The sequence below is a fragment of the Streptococcus tangpeifui genome (genome assembly GCF_044503215.1).
Taxonomy (GTDB): domain Bacteria; phylum Bacillota; class Bacilli; order Lactobacillales; family Streptococcaceae; genus Streptococcus; species Streptococcus tangpeifui.
Genome location: NZ_CP172427.1, coordinates 1107886 through 1121750, shown reverse-complemented (window position 1 = coordinate 1121750; position 13865 = coordinate 1107886). Strand labels below are relative to the sequence as shown.

At 40.6% G+C, this 13865-nt stretch carries 12 protein-coding genes; all 12 read left to right on the top strand.

The features are described 5' to 3' along the window. Window positions 1–246: 246 nt before the first annotated feature. A complete protein-coding gene (locus ACFSN5_RS05230; RefSeq protein ID WP_165211010.1) occupies window positions 247–2049 on the top strand; it encodes a carbohydrate-binding domain-containing protein in 1803 nt (600 codons plus the stop codon). A gap of 387 nt (window positions 2050–2436) precedes the next feature. Continuing rightward, window positions 2437–2892: a GNAT family N-acetyltransferase gene (locus ACFSN5_RS05225; protein WP_165211013.1), complete on the top strand. Its 456-nt coding sequence runs from the start codon at window positions 2437–2439 to the stop codon at window positions 2890–2892. A 346-nt stretch (window positions 2893–3238) separates the two neighbouring features. Then, window positions 3239–3925 (top strand): response regulator transcription factor, encoded by a 687-nt coding sequence (locus tag ACFSN5_RS05220; protein WP_165211016.1) that lies wholly within the window; start codon window positions 3239–3241, stop codon window positions 3923–3925. After that, window positions 3915–4904, top strand: a complete 990-nt coding sequence (locus ACFSN5_RS05215) for a sensor histidine kinase (protein ID WP_165211019.1) — start codon at window positions 3915–3917, stop codon at window positions 4902–4904. The genes ACFSN5_RS05220 and ACFSN5_RS05215 overlap by 11 nt, the downstream gene beginning before the upstream one ends. A 363-nt stretch (window positions 4905–5267) precedes the next feature. Beyond that, the gene (locus tag ACFSN5_RS05210) at window positions 5268–6023 is read left to right on the top strand and encodes an ABC transporter ATP-binding protein (protein WP_165211022.1); all 756 of its coding nucleotides are present in this window, start codon (window positions 5268–5270) and stop codon (window positions 6021–6023) included. After that, the gene (locus ACFSN5_RS05205; RefSeq protein ID WP_346773311.1) at window positions 6004–7896 is read left to right on the top strand and encodes an ABC transporter permease; all 1893 of its coding nucleotides are present in this window, start codon (window positions 6004–6006) and stop codon (window positions 7894–7896) included. The genes ACFSN5_RS05210 and ACFSN5_RS05205 overlap by 20 nt, the downstream gene beginning before the upstream one ends. A gap of 493 nt (window positions 7897–8389) precedes the next feature. After that, complete coding sequence (trmFO, locus tag ACFSN5_RS05200; protein ID WP_165211028.1) at window positions 8390–9721, top strand: methylenetetrahydrofolate--tRNA-(uracil(54)-C(5))-methyltransferase (FADH(2)-oxidizing) TrmFO; 1332 nt, start codon at window positions 8390–8392, stop codon at window positions 9719–9721. A gap of 153 nt (window positions 9722–9874) precedes the next feature. Continuing rightward, entirely contained in the window at window positions 9875–11008 is a 1134-nt protein-coding gene (locus ACFSN5_RS05195; RefSeq protein WP_165211031.1) for an AI-2E family transporter, read from the top strand. Window positions 11009–11074: 66 nt separating this feature from the next. Continuing rightward, window positions 11075–11677, top strand: a complete 603-nt coding sequence (locus ACFSN5_RS05190) for a hypothetical protein (protein ID WP_165211034.1) — start codon at window positions 11075–11077, stop codon at window positions 11675–11677. Between the two features lie 281 nt (window positions 11678–11958). Then, window positions 11959–12612: a 7-cyano-7-deazaguanine synthase QueC gene (gene queC / locus ACFSN5_RS05185; protein ID WP_165211037.1), complete on the top strand. Its 654-nt coding sequence runs from the start codon at window positions 11959–11961 to the stop codon at window positions 12610–12612. Then, window positions 12612–13058 (top strand): 6-carboxytetrahydropterin synthase QueD, encoded by a 447-nt coding sequence (gene queD / locus ACFSN5_RS05180; RefSeq protein WP_165211040.1) that lies wholly within the window; start codon window positions 12612–12614, stop codon window positions 13056–13058. Before queC ends, queD begins: the two co-directional genes overlap by 1 nt. 2 nt (window positions 13059–13060) lie before the next feature. Next, a complete protein-coding gene (queE, locus tag ACFSN5_RS05175) occupies window positions 13061–13777 on the top strand; it encodes a 7-carboxy-7-deazaguanine synthase QueE (protein ID WP_165211043.1) in 717 nt (238 codons plus the stop codon). Window positions 13778–13865 lie beyond the last annotated feature (88 nt).

Genomic DNA, 13865 nt, shown 5'->3' with positions numbered 1-13865 from the left:
TAATCATTATCTTATTCACTGCAAGATTGCCTCTTAGATTAACTAATAGTGAGTTTCCCCGCCCATCCGAGTTTTTCTGGACTTGGCGGTCTTAATTTCGTTAGATTTAATAGCTGAGATTACTTTAAATATTTGTTAAGTTTACGATTTGTTGCTACAATGGACACTGCCTACAGTGACAGTCTTGACATTGTAGCATTTAGACGACGTTCAACTTTTCAATATTTAGGAGGTTTATGAATCAGTATGAACAAAAAATATTTATTTAACCGTCAGAATTTTGCAAACGCTAAGGGGCACGGGATTAAACGCCGTTCCTCTAAAGGTCTCTTAGCAGGGATTATCTTGGCAGGAACGCTGGTCATATTGGGAGCTGGGCAGACTGTCTCAGCCGATGATCATGCCACTGCACCAGAAGATAAGGTCACAGAAACAGCTACTCCAGATGGTCTTTCACAAACGGTAGAGAATCAACAAACAGCAGCTGCAGACCGTGCTTCTTCTGGTGATTCTGGCCAAACAGAAGAGCAGCCAGTCAATGAAACAAAGGACCAGACCGAAAAACAAGAAGCCCTGCTTAATGGTAAACAAACCGTGTCCGATGAAGATGAGCCAGAAGATGACGAATCAGAAGAAGATGAAGAAGAAAGTGATGAAAGCTTTAAGACAGAGTCATCTGAAACTGCTGTGGCCTACGATCAGGAGGACGACGATGACGATGAGGATAAATCAACTATTATCTTCAGCGATGCTGGAGCACAGTCTTCATCATCACGTGTCACTATTGATGGCCAAAATGTCACCATTTCGACTGCCGGTACCTATACCTTAACAGGTTCTGCCAATGGCTACCATATTGCTGTTGCCGACGGTGTAAAGGGTAAGGTTAAGCTGAAACTTAAAGCTGTCAATCTAACGGATTCCAGTATTTCATCTGTAAAAGATTTGAGCATTAAGGTTTCCTCAGACAGTTCTTTATCATCATCTAAAGCTACGATTGAAGCAGGTGGAGCACTCTTTATCACTGGTAAGAAAAAAAGTACCCTGACGCTGACTAGTACAGGTTCGCATGCGATCAAGGCGAAGAGCCTAAAAGCTGAGGACATTAATCTGAACCTTCATTCAGCAACTAAAGATGGGATTAATGCCCAAACAGAGGTAAGTATCAAAAATTCCAACCTTACCATTACCGCTGGTGATGATGGAATCCAAGTCAGCGATAGTACTGATGTCAATGCCGGTGATCTCAAAATCAAAGATTCAACCATAAATATCACAGCCGCAAGTAAAGGCATTACAGTAAACGACGAGGTAACCGTTAAAGGCTCTACGACCATAATCATCAAGTCTGATTCCGAAGGGATTGAAGGCCGCCATGTTGAGCTGAAAAAAGGAACTGTCACCATTGATTCCGGTGATGATGTGATTAATGCTACTGAGTGGACTGCCAAAGACGATGCCGACCTCTCTCAGTTGACCAACAGCCCAGCTGATATTAAAAACAGCGTTGCTATCATTCTCTCTGATGCCGATGTTAATGGTATTGGCTATGATGATGGTATCGACTCCAATGGTAATTTAACTGTTACTGGCGGTAATCTTAAGATTCAGTCTAAGACCGATTACAGCTCAGCCATTGACTACGATGGTATCGGTCTGGCTTCTGGCGGCACTATCTGGGGAATTGGACACATGGGATTTGCCCAAGGCTTCTCAACAGGAACCAAGCAGGCCTATATTATTGGTATTGCCTCAGGATTAGCCGGTGATACCATTACCGTTACAGATGAAAACGGCGAAGTGGTGGCCGAAACCAAGGCTGAGGTTGATTTTGATAATGTTGTCTACTCGAGTAAAGACCTCAAGGAAGGAAAGACTTACACCATTACAACAGCTGATGGTCATCCGGCAAAGGTAAGGGCAACCAAAGAAACAACTCCTCATCCAGAAATTCGCCGTGATATTCCTAAAGATACGATTCCTCTCTTACCCAACGGCCATCATCCGGCCTTCCCTGGAAGCGGAACACCGCCAGAGGATAATCATTAATGTTTTTATACGGGAATCAAAAACACTGGTATTTTATAATATCAGTCAACTAAGGTACTAAAGTAAAAGAAACTATTCCAAAGTGTTGATTTTTCGACATAAAATGGAATAGTTTTTTAGCTTGGGCTATTTTTGAGCGCACTAAAGAAAGGTTTTTATCCTTCAATTATGGTACCCTATAAGTAAAACTAACCGTTTTTTGGACCTTTTATTTTTCTCGAAAATGTTCGAGCGCATCGGCTAATGGATAAATTGTTTTCAGTTGCAGGGAAGGTAAAGCAGAGCTGAACAGAGATGCTGTGAGTAAAAGATTGTAACAGTTTGTGTGAGAGCGCTACAGAGTGGGGATAACAGCACAAATATTTTGAACTTATGTGGGGGTGTGAGATGACTATCAGATTTGAAGAAGGGATAAATAAAGACCATGCTTTGCTGTTATGTGAGTGGTCTAATAAAGAGGGAAAGGACTTCCAAGAGCAATGGATGGGACCGCAGATTTCTTATCCATTGAATGATGACAAGATAAAAGAATTAGCAAATATATTTTCAATCTTCAATGATGATGAATTTATAGGTGTGATACAAAAAGTGGAGGTTAAGAGCAATAATATACACATAGGGAGATTCGTATTAGACCCCCAAAAAACAGGAATGGGGCTTGGAAAAGAAGCACTGAACGGATTTGTAAATTTAATTTTTGAGGATGACCATATAAAAAGCATCACCTTAACTGTTTTTGATTTCAATCAAAATGCCAAGAAGCTTTATGATAAACTTGGATTCAGAATCGATGAAGTATTCGAAACGCCAAAGCTCAAATATATTATGAGAAGATACAGATAAATCCAGTTATATCGTAAGGTGGTAGGGTGCATCAGCAAATAAGGCTAAAGAATATATAGCTACTCAATAAGTCTCCACACAAAAAACGACTGTCTTCTCAGACATACCAAAGTATTGATCAAAGATCAGTAGTCAGCTGATGGGGGAGGAGGTATGGACCTAGCCCCCGCGATTGGTTTCCCTAGTAGAGCGATTTCATTTGGGTTAAATTATTGTATAATAGATTTGTTTGGGAACCGAAACTGGTAGATTAAACTCATGAAAACCGCATACGAAAAGCCCTAAAACATTTAAAATGGTTAAGCTAACAACATGTGGGTATAACTAATGATTTAAGGAGAGCTATATGGTGTTTAAAATAGGAATGATCGAAGATGATTCAGATTTGGCAACAAGTATCAAAGAACACCTGATTAGGTATGATTTTGAAGTATCTATTTGTAAAGACTTTAAGCATGTTGATCAATTTATTAAGGAATATGTCCCGCATCTGGTTTTGCTGGACATTAACATTCCTTATTACGATGGCTTTTATTGGTGTAATGAGATTAGAAAAATAACCAAAGCTCCTATCATTTTTATGTCCGCAAGATCAGAAGATACTGACCAAGTCAGAGCTATTATGAGCGGAGGGGATGATTATCTAATCAAGCCTTTTTCACATGACCTACTGCTCGCCAAGGTCAACTCACAGCTACGACGGACCTATGGTGAATATGCTCATAATGAGACTGAAGTAATCTGCGGGGATTGCACCTTTAACAAACTCAGATTTACCTTGATGTGCCAAGAACATCAAGTGGATTTATCTAAAAATGAAGCTACTTTAATAGAGCTTTTGTTTGACAGTTATCCAAACGTGATTAGCCGTGAAAAGTTGCTATCTGGCATCTGGGATAACGAGCTTTTCGTAGAAGAAAATACGCTAAATGTAACGATTAGCAGGGTTAGAAAAAAGTTGGCTGACTTAAACTCGCAATTAAAAGTCACAACCGTGAGAGGCATGGGCTATAAGGTGGAATATGAAGCGTAAAAGTGTCCTAAAATTATTCATTGCAGACTGTGCTCCTTTATTTTTCATGAGTTTTTTAACTCAAGTTGTTTTCTTTGGACTGTTGTTTTATCTTAAAGGAATCTGGCTTGAAGAGATTTTCTATTTCAGCTTTTTAGTCTTTGTGATCTTACTCATTTTATTTATCATTAGATTTTATAAAAGAGGGCGGGTATATGAAAAATTATTACTGAAAAGCGATAGTTTAAGTGACTATTTAATTCAAAAGCCTAGAAGCTCATTTGAAGAAAGTTTTAATTTGATGGTAGATAACTTGATTATGAACAATAATCTAAGGGAAATAGAGCAGAAGCAAGATAAAAAGTTACAAAAGGTAATGATCTACCGATTTGTACACCAAATAAAAACTCCGCTGTCGGTATTAAGACTGACTAGTGAAAATCTGCATGATACAGTGCATTATCAAAAAATACGCAGAAACATCAGTACGATTGAGTATGACTTAAATCAGATGTTAGACATCTATCGGCTAGATGACTTTAAGAATGATTTTGTCTCCGAAAAGGTATTCTTAAAAGAACTCTGCCGGGATACGATCAATGGATTGAAAGATTATTTTATCGCATCGCAGATTTATCCTAAACTAGACATTGATGATACTATTTATGTTTATTCCGATTCCAAATGGCTGAAATTGGTTATCCACCAACTTCTGACAAATGCCATAAAGTACAGTCATAAAGGGCAAACAGTGACAATTAGAGCAAAAAGAGAAGAAGATAAGGTTCTCTTGTCCATTATGGATGATGGCACAGGAATAGAAAGGGCTGACTTAAAAAATATTTTTGACTTATTTTACGTAGGAAAAAATGGAAGAAATACAGCTGATTCCAGTGGCATTGGTCTCTATATTGTCAAAAGAGTTGTCGAGCATTTGGGACATGATGTAGAGGTAGATTCCAAAGTAGATGAAGGAACCACAATAACAGTGAGATTTTAGGGATCCTATCCGATAACGTGACAAAACTGTAAGGTTCTGTCATGTTACCGGATTTTTGTTTGGGTTCATACTTGGTAAACTATACTTGTAAAAGATGAATAAGAGTGTGACAGGAATCAATAATTCAAAGAATTTGATTTCGTTGTCTCACCTCCGCACAGTTGATTAGGTTGGCTGCTATCACTTGCGTGGTAGTTAAACAGTCCAGTGGACTGTTTAAGGGGGCGCCTGAAAATAGGAGTGCGCCCCGAGATAAGGACCACCAGTCAACCACTGCGCCTTGCATCTAAAATTGCCAAAATAAATAAGGCCGAGAACTTTTGTCTCAACCTCGTTTAAAATCATTTTGAAAGGAAGCACAACATGATACTAACAGTTTCAAATTTAGAAAAAACATACAAGGGAAAGGTCTCTTTCAAAGCCTTAAACGACATCAATATGGAGGTGGCAGAAGGAGAGTTTATCGCCATCATGGGTCCCAGCGGAAGCGGGAAAAGTACCTTTTTAAATGCCATATCAACCATTGATAAACCCACGGGAGGTTCTGTTTTCATTGCTGGACGCAATCCTTATGACATGAATGATGAACAGCTATCAACTTTCAGAAGAAAAGAGTTGGGTTTTGTTTTTCAGCAGTTTAACCTTATCAACACTTTGACAGTGGGAGAAAATATTATTCTGCCACTGACCTTGGATAATGTGCCCTTGGATAGCATGAGTACAAAGCTTAAACACATCAGCGAATTTTTAGGCATTTCCCATTTGCTCAATAAAAGGACTTATGAAATTTCAGGAGGACAGGCGCAGCGGGTTGCTATCGCCAGAGCAGTCATAAACAATCCATCAATTTTACTGGCAGATGAACCTACCGGAAATTTAGATTCGAAATCAGCACGAGATGTGATGAAGCTTTTTAAAAAGTTAAATGAGTCCATGAAGGTAACGATTATCATGGTAACTCATGACCCCAATATTGCAGCTTACTGTGATAAGACTTATATCATAAAAGATGGCAATATTTATATGGAAATCATTAACAGAAATAACGATGACATCTATAGAAAAGAAATTTTGAATACGATGAGCCTGCTTGGAGGTGATGACAGTGACGCTATTTGATTTTGCACTAAATAATATAAAAAGGGACTTTAGAACCTATTTATACCATTTCCTAAGTTGTACTTTTTCTGTCTTTATCTTCTTTCTCTTCACAACCTTGGCCCAGCATCCAGCCTTAGCCATTGTGGATTCAAGGGGTACGATTGGGCTCGTCTTATTTCTAACGCGTATCGTCTCCGTAGCTTTTGCCTTTGTTCTGATTCTGTATTCAGTAGGCAATTTTTTGAAAATCCGAAGCAAGCAATTTGCCATCTTAAATATTATCGGAACCAGCAAGAAACAATTTAGTAAGCTGATTTTCCTTGAAAATATGATCCTGTCAACGTCAGCCATGTTTTCAGGGATTGTCATGGGAATTATTTTTTCTAAGCTCTTCTTGATGCTAGCGCAACAAATGATAGGCAGATTAGACCTTCACTTTTATTTTCCACTGGTGGCAGTCTTACTAACCTTAGTGCTCATGGGAAGCTTATTCTTAGTTATAGCCCTGCTTGCTCCAGTCATTCTGAGAAAGAAAAAAATCATCGATCTTCTAAAAAAAGAAGAAGTGACGGAAAAAAATCATTTTATCCTGTCCTTGCTAGCCGTTATATTAGTTGTTCCTCTAACGGTATACTTGCATTTAATCTCTGGTGACACACCGTCAATTTTTATCTATGTATTAGATTTATTATCTTATATGAGTAGCACCTACTTTATCTGCTATCTTATCTTTACCGTCTATGCCTCTGTCATGAAAAAGAGCGGACGGCTGTACAACAAGCAGAACTTGGTGATGGTGAGTGATTTTAAATACAAAATCAATACGAATATCAAAACGATGACCGGCGTTATGATTTTATTTAGTATCGTCTTAACTTCTCTCGTTTATATCGTTGGAGCGCCTAGAAATATTGCGCAGGACACAAAAAAAGTAGTCCCGTACTCTTATATGTACGCTAATTGGGAAAATCAAGCAGAGGGCGCTAAAAAGGCAGATACCCTTTCTAAAAAATTAGCAGAAACGGATGATTTTAAGCAGCTGACTATTGACTATGCCCAGCTAAAAAGTAATCTTAGAACAACCAGACATATTATCTTATCGAATACTATGTACAATGACATCGCTAACTTTTTGCATAGAGAGAAGCTTAACCTTACAGACGACAGCTATTTTCTGGTCGGAGTTGATGGTAAAGCAGAGCCAGTTTTAACAGATAATGTTAAAGAAAAATTATCAAGCTATCACATCACAAAGAAAAGTGGCTTAGATAAGAGAGTGATTGCCTTATCAGGCTATTTTACAAGTGTTACCGTTATCTCCGATAAAAAATACGAAGAGCTGTCCCAGAAATTAAACAAAGACACCATCTATGCCTTTGACCAAGTCCACTATCAAGAGGATAAGGCAGGAAAAATGGCAGAGCTGGAGAAAGCGATCGGATTTAAAAAAGGAAAAGAGACCTTGATATCGTATTATATGTATTATGACAATGAAAGTTTAACCAGAAAGTTAGTCTCTTATGTCGGCAGTATTTTATGCGTCTCCTTTTTAATCGGAATGGCCAGCATTATCTACTCAAGACTCTATTCTGCTCTAGAGGAAGAAAGTAAGAAGTACAGCATCATGATGAAGATTGGCCTAAGCCAATCACGTTTAAAAGCTGTTACAGCAAGTACGCTTAGGTGGCTGTTTCTAGCGCCATTTGCAATCGCCCTCGGAATATCTTGGCTCTTTGTTATCATTATCAATCGGGTCACCCTAACGTCTTATACTGAACTGTCTCTTATCTGCTATGGTGTGTGTACCATCATAGAAATTATCTTATATCTTATCGTCAAGAACAAATACCAAAAGCAACTATTTAATAGTATCTATGAGATAAAAGGTTAGTTTGTAAAACTTATCAAGAGGCTGGGACAAAAGTCCTGCCTCATTTAATTTATTTAAGATATAGCAGTTTGCCGCAGTGGTTGATTGGAGGTCCTTATCTTGGGTCGCATTCTCATTTTCAGGCGACCCCTTAAACAGTCCACTGGACTGTTTAACTACCATGCAAGTGACAGCTCCAACAGTTTGGGAAACTGTTGGAGGAATTCCATGAACGTCAGTTCATGTCAATAGTAATCAACTATGCGGAGGTGGGAGTGAAACGGTCTGGGAGACCGTTTCAGGTCGAACACCTAAAAATACGAGAGTGGAGAGAAATCGAAATCGTAATGTCATTACGATTTACCGATTTTTGTCCCCACTCTCTTTTTAAGTTACTCTTTGATAGAGTTGAGTTTAGTGAGCTGACTCGCTTAAATAAGCTTTTTTTGATATACTTAAGCTATATTTTTTAGAAAGATTTGAGCTAGGAATCCCTAGCAAAGAGGTATTAGTTTTGTCTCAATCTTACATCAATGTTATCGGAGCGGGCTTGGCAGGTTCAGAAGCAGCTTATCAAATTGCCAAATGTGGCATCCCTGTTAAATTATATGAAATGCGTGGTGTTAAGCCAACACCCCAGCATAAGACAAGCAATTTTGCTGAGCTGGTTTGTTCTAATTCCTTCCGTGGAGATAGCTTGACCAATGCGGTCGGCCTGCTCAAAGAAGAAATGCGCCGCTTGGATTCCATTATTATGCGTAATGGCGAAGCCCACCGTGTACCAGCTGGAGGCGCTATGGCAGTGGACCGCGAGGGCTATGCAGAAAGTGTTACTGCTGAACTGGAAAATCATCCTCTGATTGAAGTCATTCGTGGAGAAATCACAGATATTCCTGATGATGCGATCACCGTAGTTGCAACAGGTCCTTTGACCTCAGATGCACTGGCTGAGAAAATCCATGCCTTCAATGGTGGAGAAGGCTTTTATTTCTATGATGCAGCAGCCCCAATTGTTGATATCAGTACAGTTGATATGAGCAAGGTCTATCTCAAGTCTCGCTATGACAAGGGTGAGGCTGCCTATCTCAACTGTCCGATGACCAAGCAAGAGTTCATGGATTTCTATGAGGCTTTGGTCAATGCTGAAGAAGCGCCTCTCAATGAGTTTGAAAAAGAAAAATACTTTGAGGGCTGTATGCCGATTGAGGTTATGGCAAAAAGAGGCATTAAAACCATGCTCTATGGACCGATGAAACCAGTAGGTCTAGAGTATCCAGACGACTATCAGGGACCACGCGATGGTGACTTCAAGACACCTTATGCTGTTGTTCAGCTCCGTCAGGACAATGCAGCGGGCAGTCTCTACAATATCGTTGGTTTCCAGACCCATCTCAAATGGGGTGAACAAAAACGTGTATTCCAGATGATTCCAGGACTGGAAAATGCTGAGTTTGTTCGCTACGGAGTTATGCACCGCAATTCTTACATGGATTCACCTAACTTTTTAACTCAAACCTTCCAGTCCCGCAAAAATCCTAATCTCTTCTTTGCTGGTCAGATGACAGGAGTCGAAGGTTATGTCGAGTCAGCAGCTTCTGGATTAGTGGCTGGGGTCAATGCGGCTCGTCTACTTAGGGGAGAAGAACCTCTGATCTTCCCGGAGACGACGGCTATTGGAAGCCTTCCGCACTATGTGACTCACACCGATAGCAAGCATTTCCAGCCTATGAATGTCAATTTCGGTATCATCAAGGAACTTGATGGACCGCGGATTCGTGATAAGAAGGAGCGTTATGAAGCTATTGCGGAGCGCGCTTTAGAAGATCTATCCAAGTTGTCTCTCTAAGAAAAAAACTTTATTTATTTCAAATCAATTCTATTGTTAACAAGACAAAACAATCACTAGCACAAGAGTTCAGCCTATCGAGGCTGACTTTTTTTACGGCTAGATTATAAGGTCTGCTTGAGCTCACTAACTTTTTGAGCTATAATAAGACCTATGAAATTAACCAAGAGACATTTTGGCTATCTCTTTCTTGTGATAGCATTAATCTATGCCACCATTACTTATTGGTCGCTGGGGCAGAGAATCCTCCTGACGATTTATCGAGCCAGCCTCCCCTTTTTAGCCGGTGCCGGAATGGCCTATATCATCAACATTGTCATGTCAGGCTATGAGCATCTGTTGAAGAAAATTCTGGGCCGTGATATTCCAGGAAAAAGAGCCATCAGTTTAATCCTGTCCTATTTAACGTTTGTCATTGCCATTTTCCTGATTTTCTCAATTGTCTTACCAGATCTCATCACTAGTTTAAAAGCGCTGCTAACAATCGATTTTGAAGGCTTAGGTAAATTTTTCAATCATGTCCAGAAGGATTCCAATGTTCAGCGACTGATGCACTATTTCCATATTGATTTGAATAAAAGTGCTTCAAGCTTGCTAAATAAGTACAATAAACAGATTTCAACAACTGTGATTGGGATTCTTAGCGGTCTCCTGACATCAGCAACGAGTCTAGCTTCAGGCCTCATTTCCCTCTTTATTAGCCTCGTCTTTTCAATCTATGTTTTGGCAGGTAAAGAAAAATTGGGCCGTCAGGGAAACATGCTGGTCCATGCCTATTTGCCCAAGTACGAAGAAAAGTTCCACTATGTCAGACGGATTACCCATGAGAGTTTCCATGGTTTCTTCGTCGGCCAAACTTTAGAAGCTATGATTTTGGGAAGTCTCTGTGCCTTGGGCATGCTAATTTTCAAAATTCCATACGCTGGAACGGTTGGTATTTTAGTCGGTTTTACGGCCCTTATCCCCGTCGTCGGAGCCTATATCGGTCTCTCAATCGGTGCTATCTTGATTATGACCCTATCCATTCCTAAAGCAATCTTCTTTGTTGTTTTCCTTGTTATCCTGCAACAGTTTGAAGGCAACTTGATTTATCCCCGTGTTGTTGGCCATTCAATCGGTCTGCCACCCATGTGGGTTATCTTGGTCATTACCATCGGCGCCTCTCTCTGGGGCATCCTAGGTATGCTGATTGCTGTCCCAACAGCTGCAACAATCTATAAGCTGATTAGAAATCACGTGTATCATAAGCAAGCCAAAGAGGAGCAGAAGGCCAGTCAATCTCTGTAACCCCTTTCCTAATAGGCTTAATCGTGTTATAATGATAGAAGATTTTCTAAGAAAGTTGGACAGATTATGTCAAATCGTACGAAAAATATTTTACAGCGAATACTCGTTATCTTAGCTTTGTTAGTTTCTCTAGCTTTATTTGTTTGGTTGATTATTGAAGCTTGGCATATTCAGGAATTGGCAACCCAGATTGGGGTCCACTTTACCAATAAAACAGGTAAGTTAGCATCGCTTGATAGCCCAGTGCAAAAACTTATCTTTATCTTTGCAATTTGGTTAGTACTACAAATCGTTTTCTTCCTAGGACTTTTGATCCATTTCTTCAAAGCGACAAAGAACAATCAGGAAGAAAGCGGGCGCAGAGTAAATAACAGCTCCAATCATAGACGCCATCGCCATGAAGAAGATGAGGAAGAAGCACCTCGCCATCGGAGTTCGGAACGGGAAGAAAAAGAAGCTAGTCGACCTAGACGTCGTCACGTTTCAACTGAATTGAGACATGAGCATGACGAAGAAGGTGACTCTGGTAAAGATAGTACAGCAGTTGATACTGAATTAGAAGATCTTCCTAGAAGAAGAGGTGACAAGGTTACTGAAACAAGTGACGATGACGACTATCTAGAAGTACCAAAACCAGTCGGACGTCGTTCTCGTAAAGATCGTCGCTAGGAATAAGAAAAAAGTCGGACGAAAGTCTGACTTTTTTACGCATCAACATTGGAATTGCTGGGTAAACTTGTATCAAAATGCTTACCTCATTCAACTCATGCACGAGAGAGTCATAAGAAAAACTTGAATTAAAACTGACAACATGCTAAGATAAAGAAGCATAAATACTGATGTTTGGGAAAAGCCATCACTAAAAAAAACCTAACAAAGCGTTATTTTAGTGGCTTTTACCGTTTGGTAAGGGCTTTTTCTTTTGCAGCCATACACTTGGAGGAAAAAATATGAAACGTAAATCCGCCCTAGTCGTCTTTTCTGGCGGTCAGGATTCCACCACTTGTCTTTTTTGGGCGCTCAAGCACTATGACCATGTTGAAGCCGTAACCTTTGCCTACGGTCAACGTCACAGTCAAGAAGTTGAAGTCGCTAAGGGAATTGCTAAAGACTTAAAAATCAGCCATCACATTCTTGACATGTCTCTTTTGGGCCAGATAACCAATAACGCCTTGACATCTGATATAGAAATCGAAGCCTCAGAAGGAGAAGTCCCTAATACTTTTGTTGATGGCCGCAACCACCTTTTTCTCTCTTTTGCGGCTGTCCTTGCAAAACAAAAGGACATTACCGATATTGTGACGGGCGTCTGCGAAACCGACTTTTCAGGCTACCCTGATTGCCGCGATGCTTTTGTCAAATCCCTTAATGTCACTCTCAATTTAGCCATGGATTATGATTTTGTAATTCAAACACCTTTGATGTGGTTAGATAAGGCAGAAACCTGGGCATTGGCTGATCAGTTAGGCGCTTTTGACTACGTAAAAGACAAAACCCTAACATGCTACAATGGAGTTATGGGGGCCGGCTGCGGAGAGTGTCCTGCCTGCAAACTCCGTCAGCACGGCTTAGATACCTATTTGGCAAGAAGAGGTGAAGACTAATGTTTTTTGCTCCTAAAGAAATCAAGAAGGAAATCCCCAATAAATCTCTAATCTACACCCCGAAAAGAGTACTGGTTTCCAAAGAATTTACCTTCGATGCTGCCCACCATCTCTTTCAGTATGAAGGCAAGTGTAAATCCCTCCACGGTCACACCTACCGTTTACAAATCGCTGTCAGTGGAATGCTAGACGAGCGGGGCATGGTCTATGATTTCGGTGACCTCAAGGCTATCTACAAGGAGCATTTAGAACCTCAACTGGATCACCGCTATCTCAACGAAAGCCTGCCTTATATGAATACGACGGCAGAAAATATGGTCTATTGGATTTATAAGACAGTAGAAACTCACCTCCCTGACCAGCGTGGCCTCCAGATAGAATCCGTTCGGCTCTATGAAACCCCTAGCTCTTATGCTGAGTTTAGAAAGGAATGGGACCTAGCATGAGCATGAGAAAAAAACGCGATCTCAAGCTCCCCATCTTAGAAATTTTTGGCCCAACCTTCCAAGGAGAAGGACGTGCTATTGGCCAAAAGACCATGTTTATTCGGACAGGCGGCTGTGACTACCATTGTGATTGGTGTGATTCTGCCTTTACCTGGGATGGTTCAGAGAAGCCTACCCGTATGACCAGCGACCAAGTCATCGCCGAGCTAGACAAGCTGGGAACCTATGACTATGTCACCCTTTCGGGAGGCAATCCCTGCCTTCAGGCAGCTAATATGGCCGAATTAGTTACTAAGCTCAAAGATCGCGGTGTCACCCTAGCTGTTGAAACTCAAGGATCTCGCTGGCAGGATTGGCTCCTAGATATCGACCAAGTTACCCTTAGTCCCAAACCACCTTCCAGCAAGATGGACGTTAATATGGAAACCTTGGACTTTATTGTGGGAAGGCTGGATCCTGCAAAAGTAACTTACAAAATTCCCATCTTTAACGATGAAGATTTAGCTTTCGCCAAAAAAATCCAAGTCCGCTACCAGCCTGATGTCCTTTATCTATCAGTTGGCAATCCTGAACCCAAGGCCGAGGGAGATATTGTCCGCCATCAATTGGATCGCCTGCACGCTCTTTGGGACAAGGTTGCCAAGGATGATAGTTGGGGAAACGTCCGAGTTCTGCCCCAACTCCACACCTTAGTCTATGACAACCAAAGAGGGGTTTAGAAGCTCTTGGAGTTTGCCTTTCAAACCAGCCTAATAGCTGAGAAGTAGAACGGCCAAGTACCATCATCATTAATTAACAAAATATCAA

What these genes read in the sequence shown, in the direction of transcription:
- ACFSN5_RS05230 (WP_165211010.1), top strand. Translation starts at nt 247, where the DNA reads ATGAACAAAAAATATTTATTTAACCGTCAGAATTTTGCAAACGCTAAG.
- ACFSN5_RS05225 (WP_165211013.1), top strand. Translation starts at nt 2,437, where the DNA reads ATGACTATCAGATTTGAAGAAGGGATAAATAAAGACCATGCTTTGCTG.
- ACFSN5_RS05220 (WP_165211016.1), top strand. Translation starts at nt 3,239, where the DNA reads ATGGTGTTTAAAATAGGAATGATCGAAGATGATTCAGATTTGGCAACA.
- ACFSN5_RS05215 (WP_165211019.1), top strand. Translation starts at nt 3,915, where the DNA reads ATGAAGCGTAAAAGTGTCCTAAAATTATTCATTGCAGACTGTGCTCCT.
- ACFSN5_RS05210 (WP_165211022.1), top strand. Translation starts at nt 5,268, where the DNA reads ATGATACTAACAGTTTCAAATTTAGAAAAAACATACAAGGGAAAGGTC.
- ACFSN5_RS05205 (WP_346773311.1), top strand. Translation starts at nt 6,004, where the DNA reads ATGACAGTGACGCTATTTGATTTTGCACTAAATAATATAAAAAGGGAC.
- ACFSN5_RS05195 (WP_165211031.1), top strand. Translation starts at nt 9,875, where the DNA reads ATGAAATTAACCAAGAGACATTTTGGCTATCTCTTTCTTGTGATAGCA.
- ACFSN5_RS05190 (WP_165211034.1), top strand. Translation starts at nt 11,075, where the DNA reads ATGTCAAATCGTACGAAAAATATTTTACAGCGAATACTCGTTATCTTA.
- queC (WP_165211037.1), top strand. Translation starts at nt 11,959, where the DNA reads ATGAAACGTAAATCCGCCCTAGTCGTCTTTTCTGGCGGTCAGGATTCC.
- queD (WP_165211040.1), top strand. Translation starts at nt 12,612, where the DNA reads ATGTTTTTTGCTCCTAAAGAAATCAAGAAGGAAATCCCCAATAAATCT.
- queE (WP_165211043.1), top strand. Translation starts at nt 13,061, where the DNA reads ATGAGAAAAAAACGCGATCTCAAGCTCCCCATCTTAGAAATTTTTGGC.